This window comes from Spirillospora sp. NPDC047418 (assembly GCF_040643275.1).
GTDB lineage: Bacteria > Actinomycetota > Actinomycetes > Streptosporangiales > Streptosporangiaceae > Spirillospora.
Map to the genome: position 1 here is coordinate 1 of NZ_JBEYTW010000062.1, position 21,793 is coordinate 21,793.

Consider the following 21,793-nt stretch of genomic DNA (forward strand, 5'->3'; position numbering starts at 1 on the left):
CGCGGCTCTGGCCACGGTGACGGGGCTGATCCTCGGAGTCCTGGGCATCGCGGCCACGCTCGTCGCGATCACCACCGCACTGCGCATCGACCTCGCTCCGGCGGATCCCGCCGGACGGCCGGTCGGCCCGGGCCGCATCGTGATCGCCGCAGCGGCGTTGCTCGCCGTCCTGGCCGTCGTGCTGGTCGGTGCGTGGCCCTGGCTGTCGGCGCTGTTCTCCTCGCAGGGCCCGCGCGGCGCCGCGTCCCCCGCCGACGCGAGGACGTATGTCAACACGTGGGTGCCGCCGCTGCTGGGCGCGCTGGTCTCGGTCGGCGCCGCGTTCCTCGGCGCACTGGGCATCGGCGGGTTGCGCCCGCTGGGCCGCAGGAGCGAATGGCTGCTGCTGCCGTTCGCGCCGTGGCTGTTCGTCGGCATCGGGCCGCTGAGCATCAGCGGTTTCGAGAACGCCCGCAGCTTCGACCTGATCGATACGTTCGGCAGTCTGATCCCGCCGACGCTGATCAGCGTCCCCGCGCTGGTCGTGCTGACGCTGTTCTGCCGCGGCCGGGCGGCCGCGTGGCAGGCGCAGATGGCGGCCGGCGCCCCGGCCGCCGGCGGCTTCCTGCGCACCGTCGCGGTGCCGGCGCTTCCGCTGGCCGTCCTCCTCGGCGGCGCGACGGTCCTGATCAACGCGCAGGAACTGCTCTGGCCACTGCTGGTCGGAACGAGCCGCGACACCATGACGGCACCTGTCGCACTTGTCAGCCAACTGGGCCAGTACTCCGCCCCCGGCGTCTCACTCGGGTTCGCGACCCCGCTCGCCGTGCTCGTCCTCGCGCTGCTCGTCTTGGCCGCACTGCAGGTCGCCTACCTGGACCGCCTCACGATCACCGTCGACCGGCCGGCCGAGGCCCCGGCCCCTGCTCTGGGCGCCGCCACGCCCCGTCCCGGAGCACCCGTCGCACCATGGCCCGGCCCCGCAGCGCCACCCACCCCGGCACCACCGCCCGCCCCGGCACCCCGCCCCGAACCGGATCGCCCACCGGACTGACGGCTGGAAAAGCGCGAGTATCCGCAGTTAAGAGAGCGCCGACCGTCCAAGCCAGGAAACGCTCGAAGTGGCTTGTGATCGCGTCGACCATCTCCTCAATACGTCGACCACCCTCCTGTATGCATCCCAGGTGTTTCTCGGCCGACGCGGTATACGACGTCGTGTAGGAAAGCACAAGTCGCACCGGAGCGACAAAAGTCTGACCGACACCACGTCCGCATTTATAATTGCGGACGAATTCGAAGGAACGGGGCATCAGGAAGCACGGATAAATGGCGGGCCATCGACACGTTCGAAGTTATCTTCGGCGAGGAGACCGGGGACTCGTAGGAGGACCGGGAACAGGAAACGCTGACCATGAGAGTCACCAACCTGCGCAGGCTGTGGCGGTTCCTCGAACTCCTCAAGGACATCGAGACCGGCTCGAAGCGGTGGAACTGCCCGCCGACACCCACTTCTTCGGCTTCGCCGGACAGGCGAAGATGACCGGGCTGTTCGACTACGTGTTCGTCAGCGCGGACCTGCGGGCCGTCGAGGAGGGGCGTGATGTGAAAGGCTCCATCATCGGCCGGATCATGGACCAGGCCGTGGACCGCGGCCAAGCCGAGCGGGACATGCTCGATCTTCAGGCGGTGTTCAACGACGATCGCGGCAAGATCCACGCCGAGCACTTCGAGGCGCAACTGCATGAACTCTCGAACGAGCTGACCCGCGAGGTCGAGCAGCTCACCCGGGGCCGCAGGCTGCGCGTCAGTTCGCACATTCCCGAGATGCGCGTGCCACAGCCCCTGTTCCAGGTGTCGGTGGAGGACGGGACCGCCAACACCCGTGTTGATCAGCAGGGGCATGGTTTCCAGCGGGCGGTGCTCATCACTGCGCTGCGGGTGCTGGCAGAGCGGAAGGCCGCCGAGGCGAGCCGGACGGTGTTCCTGGCGATCGAGGAGCCGGAGCTCTTCCAGCATCCTGTCCAGGCCCGGACCTTCGCGTCGGTGCTGCGCAGGCTCGCCACGGGGCCGCAGCACGGAATCCAGATCTCCTACGCCACACACAGCCCCTACTTCCTGGAGACGGACGGGTTTCATCAGATCCGCCGTATGACGCGCACGAAGGAGGACGGCGCCCCGTCCGTCCACGTCGACTCCGGCACGCAGCAGGCCGTCAAGGATCTGCTTGGGATGAAGATCAGCGACGTGGAACTCGCTCGGAAGATCGCGCGGGCCTACTTGACGGACATCCCGGAGGCCATGTTCGCCCGCGCCGTCGTTCTGGTGGAGGGCGTCAGCGACAAGGGCGTCCTCGAAGGCTGCGGTTACCGCGAGGACCCGTTGAACACCAACGGCATCATGGTGGTAAATGTCGAAGGCAAGCAGAACCTCCGGCTGCCATACGCCATCCTCACCACACTCGGCATCCCAACCTATGTGGTGTTCGACGGGGACAGGCACAACGCCGAGCGCAAACCCGACGAGACAGACAAGAACCTGGCTGACCGGATCGGTAAGGAGACCGGCAAGAACCGCGACCTGCTGTGCCTGCTCGGCGCGGACGACGAGGACTGGCCGGAGACCACGGTGGCCAGCGGCTACGCCGTGTTCCGCGACACACTCGAAGCCTTCCTCAAGGAGGAGTGGTCGGACTGGGAGATCATGAAGAAGGAGCTCATTGCGGACGGCCACGGGACGGACGGCAAGAGCGAGCACACATACTTCCAGGCCACCCTGCTGACCAGGACGCTCCCGCCGGCACAGCTGAAGGAGATCATCGCCCACGTGCAGCTGATGGCCAGGGAGAACTAGGGCCTGTCTCGAAGTCTGGTGTGTGACGGTGTGTCGTGATCCTTAAACAGCGAGGTCTCCGGTAGAGCGTTCATCGACCAAGAAGAACCAGAAACACCGGAGACCTCGTGGCCACAGCCGACGCTCCAGTCCCTGGGCCGCCAAGATCTATGCCGATGCACGAGCCGGCGGCAAAGACCACGCACACGCCATCCGAATTCTTGCCCGCGCATGGATCCGCGTGATCTGGCGATGCTGGCTCGACGGCACCCCGTACGACCCCGCCAAACACGGAGCCGCGGCAGCCCTCAACGCCCCCAACGCTGCCTGAGGTTGACACAGGGAGTGTGTATGGGGTCTGTGTGACCTATGACCGGTTGGCCTCGCCGCCGAGAGCTCCGTAAGCGTTGAGGTCGACGGCGGTTGCGAGCTGGGATTTGAGTATCGAATGGGCCGGCAGTCCACTTTTGCCGAATGCGAGCGGAAGCGTGGAGAGCCCAACTGTCCGCCGCTGTCGACGGCCTCTTGTATGGCCAGATTCTCGGCCACCAGGACGGAATTTCGGACTTCGCCATTTAGGGGTGCGCTTGGCATCGACGTACTCCAGAAGTAGGGTCTGGTCGGGACGACATCTGCTGCGGTTCAGTCGAGGCCAGCGCAGCACAGGGCGCGCTCGCATACGAATGCCTTTGCGGTGAATGCGGCTTTTGGGTAGAGTGGTCAGCTCTGAGGTGCATCGTCTGCAGGTCGAATATGAAAGAAGATGGCATGCGAGAATCGGCAGGGTGTCATTCGAGAGACCATCGCGTCCACCGCGCCGATAAATCGATTCCGTGCCACCTTTCGCTCGCTCAGTACCGACTCTGTCTTCATCTGCACGGACTCCCAGCCGTGGAGTGCGAACTCCGCGCGCAACTGCTGTGGCGAAAACGCGGTGTAAGCGAACTCGTACGCGGCTCCGTCGAGATGGTGCGTATAGAAGAATCGCGGAGCGTCTCCGAAGTCGTCGATCCTGGCGTTGACCCGTTCACTCTTGTATCTCCGGAACGTGCAGGGCACCGATCCGATCACATTCGCCTGTTCGCCCATCATGCTATGGATGGTTTTCAGTGCGAGTTCTCGCTCCTTGAAGGCCATGTGCGAGAGGACGCCGAAGAACAAGAGTGAGAGCTCGCTCTTTTCGGCCAGTTTCGGATCAACGTCCTCGAGTTCCTTGAAGCAGAGAAGCTTGTCACTCAGGCCTCGTCGTAATGCCGTTTCGGTAAGCTGTTCGCGGGCCGCGTCGCTTCTTTCCACAGCTACGACGGTGTAGCCCTGTTCTGCGAGGGCGATGCTGTAACGACCGTGCCCTGCACCGATGTCGATCAATGTTGCGCCAGGCGAAAGAGCGCGCAATATGCGCTCGAGAGCGAGGCGATTCGGCCGTGGATACCGCTGTGCATACTTTTTCGTCTCGAAGTACCTCTCGTACGAGCGGTAGGTCTCGTCCGAATCTGCCATGAAGGCCGCTCCATCCTGTCGAGAGATCACTGGGCACACTGCCGCCGCTTCGCAGTGACCAACCGTGTAGGCCTGTCGCCTAGGGAGCACTGTCCGGCCTTCCGGAGATATGGCAACCGATCGACGCGATTTTTCGGCCGACGCCCTTACCGAGAGGATGTGTCCATTCACGGGATCTGAATGGCGACACGCCGACGGGCTCGGCTGCTTGAGGTTCGGGTCCGGGCCGAGCAGCCTTACGGCTTGTGTCCGATGAGTTGGGCGAGCAGCCGCTTGTGTTGCGGCTGCCGGCTGTCATCGAGGCGAAGGACGAGCAGCTCGCGGTGCTGCAGGCGCAGGTCGAGGCTCTGCCATCCCGGGTGGAGGCGTCGGCGGAGCGGGAGCGCCGCCTGGAGTTGAGGGTTGCGGAGTTGGAGCGTCGGCTGTCGATGGACAGCAGCGACTCGGGCACTCCTTCCCCGAAGGAGTGCATTGGGGCCAAGGCCGCGTGCAGGGCCCGGCAGGAGTCGCAACGGAAGCGGCGCAAGGACCGCAAGCGCGGCGGGCAGCCCGGCCACCAGGGCAAAGGACCCAAACGTGACCCCGACCCCGACGAGTGGAAGACCGCGGATCCGCCGATCGAATGCCGGTCCTGTCACCGCTCCCTGAACGGCGCGGGCCCGGTGGAGCCCGGTGGGCGCAGGTCATCGACATCGAGATCGTCCGGAAAGTCACCGAGTGTCTGCTCCCGGGCCTGGACTGCGCCGGTTGCGGGACGGTCACGTTCGCGGCCCGCCACCGGTGCAGCCATGCGCGCGGTTTTCCGTACTTGGTTCGAACCGGCGCGAGAAGATCTATCCCGCGTCTTTGGAGCCAGGCGGTAGACATCGCCGATCGAGGTTGATGGCGGCATGTGCAAATGGTTATGATCACCCCGGCGTACGCCGCTCCCTCTTCCCACAGCAGCGCCCTTTGGGCACGCAACCCGCACAAACGCCAAGGCGGCCGTCGCTGAGCACGTCAGCGTGGCCAGTGGGCCCCCGTGGTCGGCCGATCCTTTCGCCTGCCGACTGGGTGATCGGAGCCATCTTGTCAGGCGGATTTGCCGGCGCGATATTCGAGGGCCTCGGGTATCTCGTTGTATTCCAGGAGATGGTTACCCGCGATCTGCTCGAGCACCTCGCGGACCTCGGCGGGCGTCGCGTAGAAGAACTCTCTGCGAAGGTTGACCTGGTTGACACGGCGTTGCGCGAACGACTGATGGAGGCTGTTCTCCAGCCCGACTGCGTCATCGCTGAAGATGAGGGCGTGGACGTCGAACCGGAAGGGCACTGATGCATCGCCCAACTCGCGGACGCGGTCCATCGGTTCCAAGCGCCGGGTCATCCCGATCTTCACCATGCGCTCGCCGAACGCGCCGATGTTGGAGATCACATAAACGTACCCGGCTCGGACGTTGGCCGCGCGGCCCTCCACGTCGGAGATCGCCGACTCCACATCGGCGAGTTTCGCCCGGAGGTCGGCGGCGCCGCCCGTGTCGCCGTTTGCCTCCAGGCGCGCGAGCGCCGACTCGACGTGCGAGCGCTCCTTGAGCAGGCGGGCCTTCTCCCGCTCGAACTCCTTGCGTGCCTTCTCCTCCTCGCGCTGACGCTCGCGCTCGGCCCGGACCCGTTCCTTCTCCTCTTCGGCCTTGGCCAGATGGTCCGCGGTCAGACGCAGTTCCTCGACACGGATCGACCGGTACTCTCGGCTGACCCGGATGTCCATGGTCTTGCCGAGCCGTTCGATCGTCTGTGCGCTCTTGTCGAGCCGCTCGATCGCCGACTGCAGTTTGTAGGGCCGCATCGTCCGGACCAGGTTGTCGGCCTCGGCGTTGTAGGCGCGCAGCATCAGCTTGGAGAAGTCCCGCACCATCTTGCCGCCCTGTGCCCCCGAACCGTTCACCGTCCAGTTCGTGGCGCCGACGACCGCCTTACCGGTTCGCGCCATGGCCTTGATGCGATCCTTCACCTTCGCCAACTCGGCCTTGTAGGCGACGACGTCGGCCAGCGGATGCTGGTACTCGTAAACACCCGCCTCCTGTAGGAGGGCGAGGTCCTCTGTCTCGGTGATCGAGATGCGGACGCGCCGCAACTCGTTGCGCAGTTCTGTGCGCTTGCGCTCTGCGTCGGCGATCTCGTCGCGTATTCGCTTCAGTTCCGCCGCTACCTGGGGTGCCTCCAAGCCTCCTAGCCGCTGGAGCCATCCGCGCAGTTCGGCGTTTTCAGCCTCGAGTTCCTCGATTCGCTGCCTGCGGTTGCCGAACCCCGCCCTGCCCCTGGATCCGCCGAATGGCTCGAGTGGAGGCGGCGCCGCCCCGGACGTGGGGGGAACAGGCGCTTCGACCACCTGGTGCGCCAGGGGCTGCCGGCTCCTCCGGGGCGGCATGGTCTGAACGGGCACGGGTGACCAGAATTGCCAGCCCGGCGGTACGGGCGGCCAACTCGCATCAGGCATCCATCCGGGCGGTGGCGTCCAGCCTGGGGGCGGCGTAGGCCAGGTGGGCGGCGGGTTGTAACGCCACCCGGTCGGATGGGGCGCAGCCGGGACGACCGCAGGCGAGGGCACGGGCGGTGGCAACGGCGGCGGCGAGGACAGGGGCGGCGGCGTGACGGGTGCGGCGGGTGGTGACATAGGCGTCCCCGCGCTAATCCTCGGCGTGTGCGGTGCCGGGACGGCAGCCTCCGGGCGGGGGTGTGCCTGCCGCCCGACAAGGTCTTGGACGATCTTGGTAAGGCGTGGTGCGTCCCGGTCGTGCACGTCGCCGAAATCGGTATCGGCGCCTGCTCTGTCCACGATCACGAAGAACCAGCGCTGCTTGTACGACTTCCGCATCTCGACGGAAGCGATCGTCGTGATGTCGGTTTCCTGGCGCGGGCCTTCCCGGGCGAGTTCGGCGACGGAGAACCCAAGGACCCGGCGCTCGGTGATGACGATGTGAGTGAGCGTAGGGAGCGCTTTGACGGTCGTCGCGAGGGCCACCACCCTCTCGCCCTCCCGAAGGAAGAACCGCAAGAGGCGTAGGGCAATCTCAGCGTCGGCGGAATCCACTTCGACGCCGATGTAGTCCGGGCGCGGGATTTCCTGCAGTGCCATCACGTCCTCGCAACGTCATCTCAAAGCGAAACGAGGGCCTCGATCCGGCACCGTGCCTCCGTCCCACCACGGTCTGAACTCATCGAGGGGAGCACCCGACGCATCTAGGACGACCCGATGGCGCCCCCGGTTTACACACCGTTAGTGGCCGCATCCGGCAGCCCTCCGCAGCCCACGCCCCAGGTCAGGGCACGGTGCCGACGACAATGTCGTGCGCCGCTTGAAGGAAAGTGCACAGCTGGGCGGCCTCGCGCAGCAGCGCTTCGCGATCATCTCGGCGTAGTTCGGTGAACGGTTGGATGTAGAGGGATTGGTTTCGGATTCGCCAGGTGCCCTGCCATGTGCCGTCGACCAGGAAGGTGCCGGTGGTGGCCCCGTTGCCCGGCGGGAGCGGTACCGGGCGGTTGTCAAGGATCACTCGAGTGCGGTCCTTGTGCGACAGCAGGAGGTTGTCGTATTCGGGCAGGAACCGTGGTGGGGCAGGCATGTGCTCAGAAGGGCGGGGCGCTTCGGGGAGGTCGTACAGGGTCTGGCCGTCCGGGCCGCGGAACGTCCGCAGCGGAAGGCGCTCTGCGACCTCGCGCAGGCGGGTCAGTCCGGACCACACCTGGATGTCCGCGACCTGTGCCGGGCCGAATGCGCCGAGGTAGCGGAGTATTAGCACGTCCACCGGTACCGGGCGCAGGGGCGCGCCGAGCCAGTTCTGCACCGGCGCCCATGCCGCAGGGCCATTCTTGCCCCAAACGCCCCGCGGTGGGACCTGGCACAGCGGGATGTGGTGGGTTGCCGCGTACGCCAGTGTGGCCGGGTCGGCGTCCGGCCAGCGTTCTGCCAGCACCTTGCCTAGCTCGGCGCGGGTGCGAGGCTGTTCTTTCAGCAGCCGGTTCGCTTGGTGGAGGAGGGCGTCCAAGTCCACTCCCTGGATGCCGCGGCGGAAATGGCCGGTGAACGCAGCGGCGTGCAGTTCTTGGAACAGCAGGCGCCAGTCCAGGCAGTCGCGGGCGCTGACGAGGTGCACGGTGTTGCGCATCAGGCTCAGCCGGACTACTTGGCGCTGCTCGGTCAGTGACGAAAGCTCGTCCGCCGCAAAGTTCTGGAGGCGGGTCCACAGTCCTACGTACGGGGCGAGGGGCGCCTGGGACTGCATGCCGCCCAGGTGCTCGATCGCTTCGAGGGCCCCGGTCGGCGCGCGTTCCAGCAGGTGCTGGCGAGCCAGCGTGGCCCGGTTGAGGCCACGCCGGCTCAGCACATCGGTCACTTCAGCGGTCCGAAGAAGGCCCGCAGGTCGGCTGCCAGCTGGGCCGGGGCCTCCATCGCCGGGAAGTGCTTGCCCCGCTCGAACTTGCTCCAGTGCGCGCCGGCCGGGGCGGGGACGAGCTTCCGGACGGTGTCGTCCGCGCCGAAGACCGCGAATCCCTGCGGTACGCCGGACGGTGCGGCCCAGTCGGAGGAATGCGCCTGCTCGTAAAGGCTATGCGCGGCGGTGGCGCCGGAGCCGGTGAACCAGTACAGGCTGACCGTGGTGAGCAGCTGGTCGCGGTCGACCGGCAGGTCGGTCCACTCGTGGAACTTCTCGGCGATCCAGGCGAGCTGGAGCAGCGGCGAGTCGACCAGGCCGTAGCCGATCGTCTGCGGCCGACTGTTCTGGATCGCCAGGTATCCGGAACCTTCCTTTACGAATGCCTCCATCCGGTCCAGGATCAGCTTGTCGACCGGGTCGTTCTCGTCCAGCCGGTCCGCCATGCCGGGTATGAAGGTGGCGACGCCGGAGGCGGTGAACGGATCGGTGACCACGTGGACGCCGGTGACCTTCCCGCCATCGAAGGCGGCGACCATGCCGGACACGGCCGCGCCGACGTCGCCGCCGTGCACGCCGTACCGCTCGTAGCCGAGCCGGCGCATCAGCTCGACCCAGGCGCGTGCGGTGCGGCCCCTCGCCCAGCCCGTCCCGCCGAGGGGGGTCGAGAAGGCGTACCCGGGCAGGGACGGCGCGACGACGTGGAAAGCCTGACCATCCACCGGGTTGACCAGCGGTTCGATCAGGTGCATGAACTCGGCGACGGAGCTCGGGAAGCCGTGGGTGATCAGCAGCGGCTTGGCGCCGGGCTGGTCGGATCGGACGTGCAGGAAATGGATGCGCTGCCCGTCGATCTCGGTGGTGAACTGCGGGTACTGGTTGAGCTGCGCCTCCTGGGCACGCCAGTCGTACTGTGTGCGCCAGTACTCGGCGAGTTCTTTCAGGTAGGCCAGCGGGACGCCGCGGGCCCATTCCACGCCGGGCAGCTCGCCGGGCCAGCGGGCGCCGGCGAGCCGGTCGTGCAGGTAGTCGACGTCCGTCTGAGGGATGTCGATGCGGAAGGGCTGGATGCCGTCGCTCATGGCGCTTCTCCTTGTGTCGACCGGGCTGGTATCGGCCGGAGGGCCGAGCTGGGAGCAGGGGAGCTCTTGTGCTCACCGCGAGAAGGCTAGGAATAATAAAGGAAAGGCTCTTTCCTAGTTTGTCGTCAGGATCGAAGAATGTTGGAGACTTCGGCGCGGCTGCTGCGTCTGCTGTCCTTGCTGCAGGCTCAACGCGACTGGACCAGTACCGAGCTCGCCGCGCGGCTCGGCGTCACCACCCGCACCGTCCGAAATGACATCCGGCGGCTGCGCGAGCTGGGCTATCCGGTCGACGCGCGTCCGGGCGTCGCCGGCGGGTACCGGCTCGGCACGGGCCGTGCCCTGCCGCCGCTCCTGCTGGACGACGAGGAGGCCGTGGCGGTCGCCGTCGGATTGCGCACCGCCGCGAACGGCTCGATCGCCGGCATCGAGGAGACCTCGATGCGTGCGCTGGCGAAGCTGCAGCAGGTGCTTCCCGCGCGGCTGCGCCACCGGGTCAGCACCCTCCAGTCGTACGCGCTGCCGATGCCGTCGCGCGGCCCGCAGGTGGACCCGGACGTCCTGACTGTGATCGCGAGCGCATGCCGGGACCATGAGCGGCTCCGGTTCGACTATCGGACGCATTCCGGCGCGTCCGGCCGGCGCTCGGTCGAGCCGTACCGCCTGGTGAACGACCGGCGGCGCTGGTACCTCGTGGCCTGGGACCTGGACCGGGACGACTGGCGCACCTTCCGGGTCGATCGGATCGAGCCGCGGACGCCGACGGGGCCGCGCTTCAAGCCCCGCGCGCTGCCGTCCGACCAGAAGATCACGGCGCAGGTGGCGCGCGGAGTCGGCGAGGCGACCTGGCGGTACCGGGCACGGGTCATCGTGCACGCGCCGGCAGCATACGTGCGGGGTCGGCTGCCGATCCCCATGGAGGTGGAGCCCCTCGGCGAAGACCGGTGCGCGTTCGAGCCGGGCTCGGACCATCCGGAGATGCTCGCCCTCTATCTAGGACTGCTGGACGCCGACTTCACGATCGTGGATTCCCCGGAACTGGTCGACGCCCTGCACAACCTGACGAAGCGCTATCAGCGCGCACTCGACACCAGCCGGCAGACAGGGTCGGGAGGATGACGACCGGCCGTCCGGGCCGAGCAGACGATCCGTGGCAGCGGCGGTGGACGTGGGCCCCAGGGTTTCCGCCGCGTTGGCTGCTCGTCGGACACCGGCACACCGCAATAACCCGGCGAGGACGCCTTGGCGTTGTGCACCGACATAGACGGGTTGTTCGTAGACCTGCCGCCCCGGCCGCGGGAACGGGTGCCACTCCAGTGACCACCGTGGCCCCAGGAGGCCCGCCAACCCTAGTAACGCCGCCAAAGTCTGAGCGGGCATCCCGGCACCCGCGACCTCGCCTTCATCACGTCGAGCCCGGCGCTGCGCCCCTGCTCCAGACGGGAGATCGTGGCCGGCGCAAAGTCGTTGGGTGACGGGCGGTCGTGACGACGCTGGTCATCGTGACGCGGCTGGTCACCATCATGACGATGTCGTTGCTGACAGCTTGTCCGGGGCGGTCGGCGACGTCCCGGCGGATCACCGCCAGGCGGGCCGCGTACTGCGGCTTCACCTTGTCGCCGCCGGCCAGGTCGGTGCTCCAGATCGCTGGTGGCCCCAACTCCCGGTAGTTGCGGGCCCTCCCAGGGTGGCCTCCAGCAGACACGGCAACGAGCGGACATGCGTGACCGACACCGATGGACCTTCTTGTTCGGGTGATGGAAGCTTCGACAACTCCCATGATCCCGCCAGACGAACCACCTTGAAATCGCCGTGGTCCCGCAGAGTGAGACGACTAGCCATCAGACGGGACCGATCCGTTGCAGCGCCGGGCAGTGTGCGGACGATCGTCTGTGGCGACGCGTCAGAAGGCCTCGCCCGACCTCGACTCGGTCCCCGCATCGAAGGTCTCCGCATCGAAGACGGCCCGCAACGTTCCTGGATGCCATGCCCAACTCAGCCACCATGTCAAGACGCTTCAATCGCCGCCGGAGAGCACGGGACGCGTTTCCCGGCGCAGGGGCGGCATGAGGCTCTCGCAGCCCGTCTCTGACCGAACCGCCGTCTGTTCCTCACGGCCGCCCTCGGCGACCACGTCCCTGGTGGCCTTCGCCGCCCCCCTGGCCTACTGCCTCGTCCCGTACTGGCTCGTCGCACCGGCGGGCGCTGCGGTCGTCCTGCTCGGCGAGGCCGTGCTGCTGCGCGGGAGGCGGTGGAGGATCGCGCTGGACGCGATCGAGACCCTGCTCACCCTGGCCGTCACCGGCCTTGTGACAGCCCGCCCCGCGGGGCTGCCCAGCCGGGCGCCGAGCGCGGCGCAGGTTGCCCTCCTCTTGGCGGCCGCACTGCTGATCGTCGCGATCATGAGCCGGTCCGCGCACGCTCCGCTGAGCGCGAAGGACCTGGTGGAGGCGGCCTGCGCCGCCGGTTTCGCCTTCCTCGTCCTCAAGGCCGCGCGGACCGGGGACGTCATGTGGGCGTTCCTCGCCGTTCTCCCGGCCGCCGTCCACTATTTCGACACCCTTGTCCTGAGAACCCGGGAGACGGCGCTCAGCACGGCGGAGCGACTGCTGCAATTGCCCTACGTCATGGCCCACCGGAATGCGGAGCCGGCGGACCTCGCCCCCTTCGTCGGCGATCTGTACAAGATCACGAGATCCGATGTGCTCTGGCTGCACACGTCCCTTCCGACGGGCGATATATGGATCAAAGCCTGCGCCGAGGGCATCACCCGCCACCGCCGGCGGCCGGAGGAGTTGGACTGGCTCGAACGGCTCGCATCGCGACCGCATCCGCACCTCGTCGACCGGGACGCCCTGCCCGGCGGCTGGCGCGCCGGCGTGCACTTCCCGCTGGAGGCCCCCGGCGGGCGCGTCGCCGGCTACCTGCTGATGGGATGGACACGGATCACCGGCCTGTACCTGAGTTCCTGGACGCTGTCCGGGCTCCTGGGAGGAGCGATCAGGGGGACGACCGGGGCGCTCGGCGCCTACTGGGCCAACACCTGGGCGGCCCACGAGCTCGAGGTCGGTCGCACACGGCTCAGCGCGGCCATCGACCATTCGGACGTCGCGATCCTGGTGCTCGACGCGTCGGGGCGGGTCGAGGTGTGGAACTCCGCGATGGCCGCGCTGACGGGCATCCCGGCGGACGAGGCGATCAGCCGCCGCAGCGAGGAACTCTTCACCCTCGCCTACGCCGACGGCTCCCCGGTCGAACTCGCCGACGGGCTGACCGGCACGCCCAGGCTGACCACCCGGAACGGGCGTCTGCTGTGGGTGGAGGTCTCATGCTCGGCCGCTTCCGGCCCTGGAGGCTCCCAGCTGCTCACGGCCGTGTTCGTGGACAAGTCGGCGAGGCAGCGGCTGGACCGTATGCGGCGCCTGCTGCTGGTCTCGGTGCATCACGAGCTGTACGGCCCGCTCACCACGATCCGCGGGCACGCCCAGCTACTCGAGACCGCCGTCACGAGCCAGGAGGACACCATGTCGATCAGCGCGATTCTCGACTCGGTGGAGGTGATGCAGCACGTCGTCGCCGACCTGATGCTCGTCATCGACGGCGACCCCACCGCCTGGCCTGCCGCGGCCGAGGAGGACATCGAGATCTCGAACCTGCTGCACCGGGCGCTGCTGAGCGCACCGTCCGTGGCTTCGCGCACGGTGGTCGCTACGCCATCGCGGATCATCGTGCGCGGCGATCCCGTCCGGCTGCGGCAGTGCCTGGTGCTCGTCCTCCGCAACGCGGAGAAGTATGCCCCGGAGGGCAAGATGACAGCGGAGACGCGCCAGGAGGCGGACCACGGCGTGCTCACGATCTGCGACGAGGGACCCGGCATTCCCGCCGGGGAACTACTCTCCGTACTCAGGCCCTACTACCGGTCGGCCTCCACGCAGGACCTTCCGGGCTCGGGGCTCGGCCTCCACATCGCCGACCTCCTCATGACCTCGATGTGCGGGCGGATCGACCTGGGCACGGCACCGTCGGGCGGGCTCAAGGTCGAGCTCCGGCTCCCCCTCGCGCCGGCCGATCTGGGTCAGGACGATGAACCGCGGACCGACTCCGCGGACTGAGACAGGCTGCGCCGGGAAGGTGAGCGTCGTCCCACGTCAGCTGAGGGAACCCGCTCCCTCGACCGGCGCCGTTGGCGGCCGAGGGAGCGGGTTCTTCAGGCGAGACCGCCGGAGGTGACCGGTTCCGCGCCGGACAGCGGCCTCATCTCCTACCGTCCGGAACCGGCTCGCTTCTGCCACCGCAGATCAGTCGCCCACCACCGATCAATCGCCTACCTCCGGCTCCGGGTCCAGCACGCGAGCGATCACCGTGGCGCAACCGGGCAGATCGTCCACCCGGCCGATCTTCGAACCCCACTCCCACCAGAAGAAGAGGGCGTCCTCGGCCAGCGGATCCGGGTAGCACGTCACCCGCTCGCTGAACCATCCGGTCTTCGGGTTGACAACCCTGACCCATGCACCGCCGGCCGTGCGCTCCAATCGGGCCCGCAACAATTGCCGGGAGTTCAATTCCGTCGCCAACTGCTCCAGAAGCTCAGAGACTTTTTTCTCCGGCCTGTCATTTTCCTCCCCCGACCGGTCACCGGTGACCATACTCATTTTGGTAGGTGCCTCCCCATGCCATGAAGTCGGCCGAAGATCGACATGGAAGGCGAGTTTCCCATCGTCGAGCCGGGCTCTTCGCCTTCCTTTTCCCAGTGCTTCGTACCGGTACCGTCCGGACATGGCGGTCTGCCGCAACGTTCGCTTCCGGCACACGGGACGAGCTCGACCGGGCTCGGCGAACCGCAGAGCGGATGCGGCCGCGCCCGCGGCGGTCAACTGGTCCTGGCGGGAGGCCTCGTGGTCGAGTTGGTCCAGCGCTTGTTGGTGTCGTTGACGTCCCTCTCGACGGAGGTCAGTTCCACCCTGAACGGGATGCCGGGCCGACCGCCGACCTTGACCAGGAACCTGCCGCGCCCCGGCGGCTCGCTGTCCTCCCTCAAGTCGGAACTCCAGGAAGGCGGCGTCGACCAGTCGACGATCATGCGCTCCTCAACGGAGGACAGGCGCACCACTTCGTTCACCATGGGCATTTCGGCCTGCGGCAGCCCGCCGCATATCACCATGCCCGCGCGTTCGGCGAAGCCCCTGGCCTTCATCCGGTCGGACTCGTCCGCCAGCGCCAGCAGATCGGCCATCGTGTGCGTGATCATCACCTGGCCCGCGCCGCGCTGCCGGTTGAGGCGGGTGAGGGCGTCGACCCGGTCCACCAGGCCGCGTCCGGACCGCAGCACCCGCCACAGTTCGTCGAGGACGACGAAGAAGTGCCGCTGGGGCGCCAGGCCCTCGTCGGCGAGCGCGTGCGCGACCTCGATCGAGCCGAACCCGTCCGACCAGCACGCCAGCAGGACGGCCGCCTGGAGTTCGGCGTCGGAATCGTCGATCCCGCTGATGTCGATGCAAACGCCGCCCGGATTGTCCAGCTCGATCCCGGTGGTGGTGTGCCGCGAGAACGTCTCGCCCATCGGCCCGTCCAGCACGCCGAGCAGCGACGCGTGCAACGGGTCGACAGTCGTGCGGTACCGCGCCTCGTCACCGCGCGCCAGAGTCACGGCACGCAGCCGTTCCGGCCCTTCGTCGATCACCTTGATGAGGTCGGGCAGGATGGGAACGCCGTGGTGGCGCTCGTCCAGCACCCGCAGGGCGGCGTTGAGGACGGTCCGCTCGGTGTCGGCGATCGGCCCTCCACGCACCAGCGTGAGCAGTGCGGCGACGATGTTCAGCCGGCGGCCGTGGGCGTCCGCGATCAGCTTGGTCCTCGCCTGCTCGGAGAGCTTGGGGGCCGCGGCGAGCGTCGCACCGGGATCGAGCACGTTCAGCGACCCCAGCCCGCGACCGAGCTTGATGATCTGCCCGCCCATCGCCCGGACCAGGTCGACGTAGTCGGGTTTCAGGTCGCCGAGCACCATGGGGAACACCCCCTGGCCGGCGAGGCCCAGCAGCATCCGGCGGATCAGGGTCGACTTGCCCAGCCCAGGCTTGCCGAGTACCAGGGCCGACGGGTTGTGGATCAGGTTGGCGCGCTGGAACCACGAGATCGGGTCGCAGCACAGCGAGGCGCCGCTGATCAGTTCTCGGCCGATCGGCACACCGACCATGGGAGTTCCCGTACCGGCCGCGAACGGCCACAGCCCGCACACCTGGACCGTGGTGCCGCGCCACTCCGGAGGCGCCTCCACGTAGGAGACCCGGCCTCCGCCCCGGCGGGCGAAACCCCTGTAACCAGGTAGGCGTACGACTTTGTCGGTCTTCTTGTTCTTGCTCTTCTTCCCGTTCTTCTTGCCTTTCCTGCCGCCCGCTCCGACGGGCGGCCCACCGTCCCGGACCGACTCCTCTGGACCGCTCACATCGCCTCCCTCACCACAGCAGGAACCTGAAGATGGTCGGGAAGCACGATCCCCACGGGAAGGGCGGCCGCGAACGCCGACGCCTGCGAACCGTACATCCGCCGCAACCGCACTCGCGCGGGCGCCGAGAGCGTGTCGACGGCCGCCGCCGCGACAGGGAGTTCCTCGGCCGAGTGGACGGTGGCGGTGACGAGAATGGTGAACCGGGTCACTCCGGCACCCCGAGCCTCCTCGATGGCCGACTGGTCGCTCTTGATGACGTCGATCTCGTTGCGGGCGGCGCTCGCGGCCCCGTCGAGACGGAACCGCGAGTCCTTGCGGTCCCGCTCAACAATCCGAGCCGCGGAGGCGGGGTCGTGCGGCCGGTAGAGGAAAGTGACGCGCTTGCGGGCGATGTCGGGGTGCGGTGACACCAGACTGTTCATGACGCTGGACAGCACCTCACCGCGAGGTGCCTCTGACATGCCCCAGGTGATGGAATAACCGCTGTCGTGGACGTAGTGGTCCCATGATTCCTGAGCCGCCACGGGCCCGGCGTCCTCCCAGCGCGCCGACTCGCTCCCAGCGGCCTCCATCCCCGACTGTCCGCCCGGGTCATAGGCGATCCGCACGGCTCCGGCGAGTTCGTGGGCGGTCATCGGACGAGCGGATCCGGCACCAGTCATCTCCAGCCCGGAGATCAGCCCGGGAATGCGCATCCCGATCTGCCGCACCATCGCGTCCTGGTCACGACGCTTCCCGCCGAGATGCGGCATCGACGCATAGGTGACCGAGACGCGCGTGGAGACACGGGCGCTTCCCACCGGGTAATTCCACACGATCTCGTCTAGAGCCGCCCGAGCCAGCTCCGGAGCGTTCGGGTCGATGTTGGCGTACACCTCCTGCCGGAGACGGTGGCCGAGGTCGGGGATGGTCTCGATCGTGACGCTCGCGGCGACCAGGCCGGGCTCGTAGCCGAGCGCGGCGAGCCAATGCCCCCAGTGAGCGACCCATGCGTCGATCTGCTCCTGATCTACCAACGCCGCCCCGTCGGCGTTGCACTCGAACACCACGGTGTAGTGGCTGGTCGACGGGACCACCACCACGGCGAACGGGCGCCCGTAGGAGTCGCGGCCCTCCACCAGCCGGGAGGCTGCGAGCAGGCCCGGGAGTCGGCACGAGCCGTGCGAGACGACGCCCAGAGGTCCCGAGCGGTAGAGATTCCATCCCTGGGTACGGCCCCACCACCAGTTCGACCGCGCCGTGAGCGACTGGAGCGCGGTCCTGCCGTGTTGATCCTGGATGACCAGCGGAAGCATGACCAGTCCGAGCACCGCGGCACCGATCAGGCCGGCCAGTGGCATCACCATCGCGATCAGGGTGACGATGATCAGCCCTGTCATGAGGGTCAGCGTGCCGACCAGTCCCAGTCGCCCGATCCCCGGCGAGACGGGTCTGCGCCAGTTCCCGTACGTGGGTTCACGATAGTCGGAAGACACGTTGGCTCACCTCAATCCTATGTTCCCGGGTTGCCGGTGGGACCGGCATTTTCGTCGCGATCGCGAACAGTTCCGGCATTCCCGCTCGGGCCGGACGACTCGCGAGAGGGTGTGATGCGCATTTGATTGGCATCTACGGCAGCCTGGAAATCTTCCGCCTCCCAACCATCGACCGGACCACGGGCTCCGTCCGCGGCGTCCCGATGTCCTCCCCAAACTGCCGCGCCTCCGGGACTGCTGAAGCGCACCACCCGCCGCGGGCGGCCCGAGCTCCGAGGCTCGCCGCCTGCGGAGGTACCCACTGCCTTGCCAGGACCACCGCCCGCAGAAGTACCGGGAGCAGCATTAGCCCCAGAAGTGCCACCGGCTTTAGGGCCGCCATCCGGCCCCGAACCACCGGTCCCGGGGGAGCCGCCGGGCCCGGGAGTACCAGCCCCTGGAGTCCCACGATCATTTCCTGTTGCGGTGTTACCGCCCCCGGGACCGAACAGGCTGTTCATCAGCCCCCGCGCTTCGTGGACGTTCCCCCTCACGCGCTTCACCCCTGCCCAGGAACCCGTCAAGAGGTTCTCCCCCTTAACGGCGTTCAGTGCACCGCCACCGAACATGAAGTGACCGACCTGGCGCGGGCTGAAGAAGCTGTTATCTTCCGTAATCGCGGGCATGACGGCCCGGAGTGTCGCCGGGAGCGTAAAAATCGCACCGCCCACGAGAGCAAGGCCGAAAAGCCGATCGGCCTGACTATTGGATTGCATCAAGCCTTCTGCTGCGGTATAGATCGTTGCCGCGGTCGGCTTGAATAGTATCCATGATGCCAGCCAGCCGAGAGATCGCTTATAAGCGCGATTTCCATATGAGGTGAACCTCGAAGCGGCCAATACTGGAAGTATACCGACCAAAATAATAAGAATACCGCTCCGAAAGAGCATTAGAGTGTATTGGACCAAATTAGAGACCAGTGCCGCAGCCGCGAATACCACGACCAGTAGCGACAAGCCGGCACCTTTATAAAAATTGAGACCAGAGGTCCACGCCGCGGTCCAGTCCCCGCTCTCCGGTGCCACGGACTTCAGGATCCACGCAGAGTACCGATCGCCCGCAATGCTCGCCAGATTCACGGCCGTGGCCAGGGTGAAAACGATGATGACCAACTCGACAAATTGCGAGAGCGCTTCACGGAAGGGACCTCCCCTGCGCTGGATGGCGACCCGGAATGCCGCAACAAGGAAGCCCGCGAATGCGCCTATGTAGGTGAGAAAGTTGGTGTGCTCGCGCAGGAGATTGAGCATGCCGGTCTCGCTGTCTCCGGCAAGGTTCAAGCTATAATCGCTGTCGCTCATCCACCAGGTCAGGTTGGTTTGGAGACTGGAGAGCGCACTGCTGATCACCCACTTGTAAAACCAGCCGGTGAGAGCATCCATAAAGTCATCGACAGGAGCAGCCAGCACAAGCATTGCGAACCTCCAGGTGAGGAGCCGATCGACTTAGGGACAAATACCCTCAGAAGGCGCTGAGCGAGGTCACCGGATTACCGCATTCCGCTCACGCATGGGGGTCGCCGAACATCCGCAGTAGAGTCTAGAGTGGGGTGGCCACAATAGAGATCAAACCGAAGACCAGTCCGGAACCCGCGACGACGGTCGCGATCACCACCCAGGTCAGCCCAGTGGCATGCGCGCCCGCTTCGCTCCTCTTGTGCTTGATCGCAGCATTGGCACCGACGACCACGACGGCTACCTCGCACCCGCCCAGAACAGTCCACCTCAACCAAACGGCGAACAGATTGATCGGCTCGGCGGGTCCAGCCGCTTCGGACGCGTTATCATGCGACAGGAAAACCCTGTCATGAATTGATGGTGAATGCATATCGCCTGCGGGCGGTCCGATCCCAGGTTGCCATGCTCCTCCCCTTTCGACTTGATCCTTCGTGTCGGCAAAGCACTGTTTTGTGACCGCCGCGGTCAGTCCGACGCACGGCTCCACCGCGGGCAAATCTTCGTCGTCCTTGGAGCACTCCTCTTGGAAGGGTTCCAGCAGCTGCTTGCAGGCATTACCCTCGGGAGCCCCGCAGTCGGGGCTATCCTTTCCGGACTTCTGCTCACAATAGACTTGAGGAAATTTTGCAGAAGTGCTGTTATTACAAAACCCCTCCCCGTGCTCCGCAATCAGGCACACCTTGAACTTGTACGTCTTATTCTTATCGTAATTTGGAATTGCCCCTACATTGCAGTTACCAACCTTGCTCACGTACACATAGGTCACTCCGATCGATCCAGCGAATATCTTGCCGTCGACGGCGTAGTCGTCCTTTTCTATGTCGCAGATCATGATCCGTCCCCCTTCTGGGTCCCAGTGAAGCACGCCACCGGCGTGCGAGTCACGGGTAACGAAAGATGGTGTCCTGCACCAGTAATCGTCCCCCCAGCAGGGGGGGAATGCAAAGACAACATCGACGACGGTCACACTGTCCGGCGCCCGAGCCGCCGAGCCGTTATCGGCCGTAAACCCCATCGCTCCACCGGCGGCCTGACCGGCCGTCCGCGAAGTCGCCACCAGATCGTTCCCGGCCGGTGGATGGCCGGCTGCGTCAGCGGCGGGAAGCCCCAGAAACCCGATCACGCCGAGACCGAACGCCGCCAACAGCAAATTCGTGTACAAGCGAAGGTCATCGAGTACTCCGCGCGGCCCCTTCTTGCCGGTAATCTGCGTATTGTGCACGGTGGACCTCCGATCTCAGAACGAGTCGGCCAGAAGAGCTGCGCAGGCGACGGCCAACTCCGAGTCCGCGCCGCCGCGGGCGGGGCTTCGCGATAGTGGCCCCCTATTCCCGTGGGGTGCCTCCGAAGCGGGTGCAGGCGGGGAGACGATCGCGCCGAGGCGCCGACATTCGCTCCAGCCAGCGCGTTTCCCCTTTCGGAGAGGCTTGTCCGGAGCCTCATCAACTCGTGACAGTGGTGACGATCTTGTATGAAAAGACGATGAAGATGCAGCCGCCCGTTACGATGATGACGCTTGCCATGTGCCCCCCTCCCTCGCCCCTCCTGTGCTGGAGCGTCATCCGGACGCCGACGATTATGTAACCTGCCACCCCGCAACCGGAGGCGAAGTACACCCCGTACCTGAATATCAGCAGGAACTGATCCGCGAAGGGCGGTTTTTCGCCCTGGCCGGGGTTCGGGATGTGCGGTGGCTCCGTCACCGGCGTAATCAAATGAGCCGCGTGGTGCGCCATATCCGCAATCCACGTGATCATCGCTTCGAGCATTGCGTCCTCCGAAGGCGATCGAGATCTGGCCGGCCCTGCGCCGGGAGAGCGGCGATGCACCCCGTGATAGGGGTCGCCGAGGCGCAGAGCAAGCCAGCGTGACCGGGGTGCGACCGCCGCCTGCGTGATCGATGGCCGCCTCCGCCGATGGGTCCGCGCTGTCAACTTCGATCCAGGGGGAGGAACACCTCCCGAGCACCGTTCTGTTCTATGTTCAGGACGGTCCGGAACCTGGGGTGATCGGCAACCACGGCGGCACAGTCTCCCGCGGAAAATTTGAGGCCGACGCGGACCGTCCTCGCGACGGGCACTGCCCGGGATCGCGGAGACGGCCGTGTACGCGCCGACGGGAGGCCTCACCACAGGGGCCGACACCGGCGCGTTCCGCCGGTCGGACCGATCCTTCACCCCGTGATCAAGTCGCCCACCTCACGGATCATGCGTGTGTTGACCAGGGTGCTTCCGCCCTGTCCGGCAGTGCCGAAGACCGGGGTCTCCCACATCAGAAGCTGCCAGAGCCGGAGACGTCGCCGGCGATCAGCCGCACGACGTCGCACAGCGGTTTCGGGCGAGTCACGAGACGTCGGTGACGACCGCCAGCCCGAACAACCGCGTGCTCGGAAGCACGCCCGCGGCCCGACGGCCCGCGGCGGCGTGGACGGCCGGAAGCCCGGCCGCATGGCTGCGCGGCCAGGAGTGCCCGTGCGTGCCTGAGCGCTAACGTCCCGCGCTCGCACCGTTGGTGACGAGAGCCCCAGCGTGAACGCGTCGACTCGCGACGGCAGGCGGAGAGAGGCCGAGTCCTGG

15 protein-coding genes are annotated in these 21,793 nt (G+C 66.8%); 4 read left to right on the forward strand and 11 right to left on the reverse strand.

The window, feature by feature from the left end; all coding sequences use genetic code 11:
- On the forward strand, nt 1-1,033 hold a 1,033-nt coding region (locus ABZ806_RS30385), incomplete at its 5' end, for a hypothetical protein (protein WP_500220855.1).
- A gap of 431 nt (nt 1,034-1,464) precedes the next feature.
- Nucleotides 1,465-2,829, forward strand: coding sequence for an ATP-dependent nuclease (locus ABZ806_RS30390; RefSeq protein ID WP_500220856.1), 1,365 nt, complete (start codon nt 1,465-1,467; stop codon nt 2,827-2,829).
- Between the two features lie 699 nt (nt 2,830-3,528).
- Here ABZ806_RS30390 and ABZ806_RS30395 read toward each other — a convergent pair.
- From ABZ806_RS30395 to ABZ806_RS30410, 4 genes are all read right to left on the reverse strand, one after another.
- A complete protein-coding gene (locus ABZ806_RS30395; protein WP_500220857.1) occupies nt 3,529-4,308 on the reverse strand; it encodes an SAM-dependent methyltransferase in 780 nt (259 codons plus the stop codon).
- Nucleotides 4,309-5,379: 1,071 nt separating this feature from the next.
- Nucleotides 5,380-7,422 (reverse strand): SNIPE associated domain-containing protein, encoded by a 2,043-nt coding sequence (locus tag ABZ806_RS30400; RefSeq protein WP_500220858.1) that lies wholly within the window; start codon nt 7,420-7,422, stop codon nt 5,380-5,382.
- A 184-nt stretch (nt 7,423-7,606) separates the two neighbouring features.
- Nucleotides 7,607-8,680, reverse strand: coding sequence for a winged helix DNA-binding domain-containing protein (locus ABZ806_RS30405; RefSeq protein WP_500220859.1), 1,074 nt, complete (start codon nt 8,678-8,680; stop codon nt 7,607-7,609).
- A complete protein-coding gene (locus ABZ806_RS30410) occupies nt 8,677-9,801 on the reverse strand; it encodes an epoxide hydrolase family protein (RefSeq protein WP_500220860.1) in 1,125 nt (374 codons plus the stop codon). The genes ABZ806_RS30405 and ABZ806_RS30410 overlap by 4 nt, the downstream gene beginning before the upstream one ends.
- A 138-nt stretch (nt 9,802-9,939) precedes the next feature.
- Here ABZ806_RS30410 and ABZ806_RS30415 point away from each other — a divergent pair, with 138 nt between their 5' ends.
- Complete coding sequence (locus ABZ806_RS30415) at nt 9,940-10,920, forward strand: helix-turn-helix transcriptional regulator (protein WP_500220861.1); 981 nt, start codon at nt 9,940-9,942, stop codon at nt 10,918-10,920.
- A 286-nt stretch (nt 10,921-11,206) separates the two neighbouring features.
- Here ABZ806_RS30415 and ABZ806_RS30420 read toward each other — a convergent pair whose 3' ends face one another.
- Nucleotides 11,207-11,506 carry a hypothetical protein gene (locus ABZ806_RS30420; protein WP_500220862.1) on the reverse strand — a complete coding sequence of 100 codons (300 nt, stop codon included), beginning with the start codon at nt 11,504-11,506 and terminating at the stop codon, nt 11,207-11,209.
- A 436-nt stretch (nt 11,507-11,942) separates the two neighbouring features.
- Between ABZ806_RS30420 and ABZ806_RS30425 the strand changes: the two genes are divergently transcribed.
- On the forward strand, nt 11,943-13,913 hold the full coding sequence (locus ABZ806_RS30425) for a PAS domain-containing sensor histidine kinase (protein ID WP_500220863.1): 1,971 nt from the start codon (nt 11,943-11,945) through the stop codon (nt 13,911-13,913).
- Between the two features lie 204 nt (nt 13,914-14,117).
- Here ABZ806_RS30425 and ABZ806_RS30430 read toward each other — a convergent pair whose 3' ends face one another.
- The 6 genes from ABZ806_RS30430 to ABZ806_RS30455 all read right to left on the reverse strand — a co-directional run bounded on the left by ABZ806_RS30430 (nt 14,118) and on the right by ABZ806_RS30455 (nt 20,986).
- Entirely contained in the window at nt 14,118-14,447 is a 330-nt protein-coding gene (locus ABZ806_RS30430; RefSeq protein ID WP_500220864.1) for a hypothetical protein, read from the reverse strand.
- 224 nt (nt 14,448-14,671) lie between these two features.
- Nucleotides 14,672-16,243: a putative type IV secretion/conjugal transfer ATPase gene (locus ABZ806_RS30435; RefSeq protein ID WP_500220865.1), complete on the reverse strand. Its 1,572-nt coding sequence runs from the start codon at nt 16,241-16,243 to the stop codon at nt 14,672-14,674.
- The gene (locus ABZ806_RS30440; protein ID WP_500220866.1) at nt 16,240-17,721 is read right to left on the reverse strand and encodes an SCO6880 family protein; all 1,482 of its coding nucleotides are present in this window, start codon (nt 17,719-17,721) and stop codon (nt 16,240-16,242) included. Before ABZ806_RS30440 ends, ABZ806_RS30435 begins: the two co-directional genes overlap by 4 nt.
- Nucleotides 17,722-17,738: 17 nt before the next feature.
- On the reverse strand, nt 17,739-19,175 hold the full coding sequence (locus ABZ806_RS30445; RefSeq protein ID WP_500220867.1) for a hypothetical protein: 1,437 nt from the start codon (nt 19,173-19,175) through the stop codon (nt 17,739-17,741).
- Between the two features lie 124 nt (nt 19,176-19,299).
- A complete protein-coding gene (locus ABZ806_RS30450) occupies nt 19,300-20,439 on the reverse strand; it encodes a hypothetical protein (RefSeq protein ID WP_500220868.1) in 1,140 nt (379 codons plus the stop codon).
- A 220-nt stretch (nt 20,440-20,659) separates the two neighbouring features.
- Nucleotides 20,660-20,986, reverse strand: a complete 327-nt coding sequence (locus ABZ806_RS30455) for a hypothetical protein (RefSeq protein WP_500220869.1) — start codon at nt 20,984-20,986, stop codon at nt 20,660-20,662.
- Nucleotides 20,987-21,793: the final 807 nt, after the last annotated feature.

Coding starts and splice junctions, on each gene's coding strand:
- ABZ806_RS30395 (WP_500220857.1), bottom strand. CDS start 4,308: ATGGCAGATTCGGACGAGACCTACCGCTCGTACGAGAGGTACTTCGAG.
- ABZ806_RS30400 (WP_500220858.1), bottom strand. CDS start 7,422: ATGGCACTGCAGGAAATCCCGCGCCCGGACTACATCGGCGTCGAAGTG.
- ABZ806_RS30410 (WP_500220860.1), bottom strand. CDS start 9,801: ATGAGCGACGGCATCCAGCCCTTCCGCATCGACATCCCTCAGACGGAC.
- ABZ806_RS30415 (WP_500220861.1), top strand. CDS start 9,940: ATGTTGGAGACTTCGGCGCGGCTGCTGCGTCTGCTGTCCTTGCTGCAG.
- ABZ806_RS30430 (WP_500220864.1), bottom strand. CDS start 14,447: ATGGTCACCGGTGACCGGTCGGGGGAGGAAAATGACAGGCCGGAGAAA.
- ABZ806_RS30445 (WP_500220867.1), bottom strand. CDS start 19,175: ATGCTTGTGCTGGCTGCTCCTGTCGATGACTTTATGGATGCTCTCACC.
- ABZ806_RS30455 (WP_500220869.1), bottom strand. CDS start 20,986: ATGCTCGAAGCGATGATCACGTGGATTGCGGATATGGCGCACCACGCG.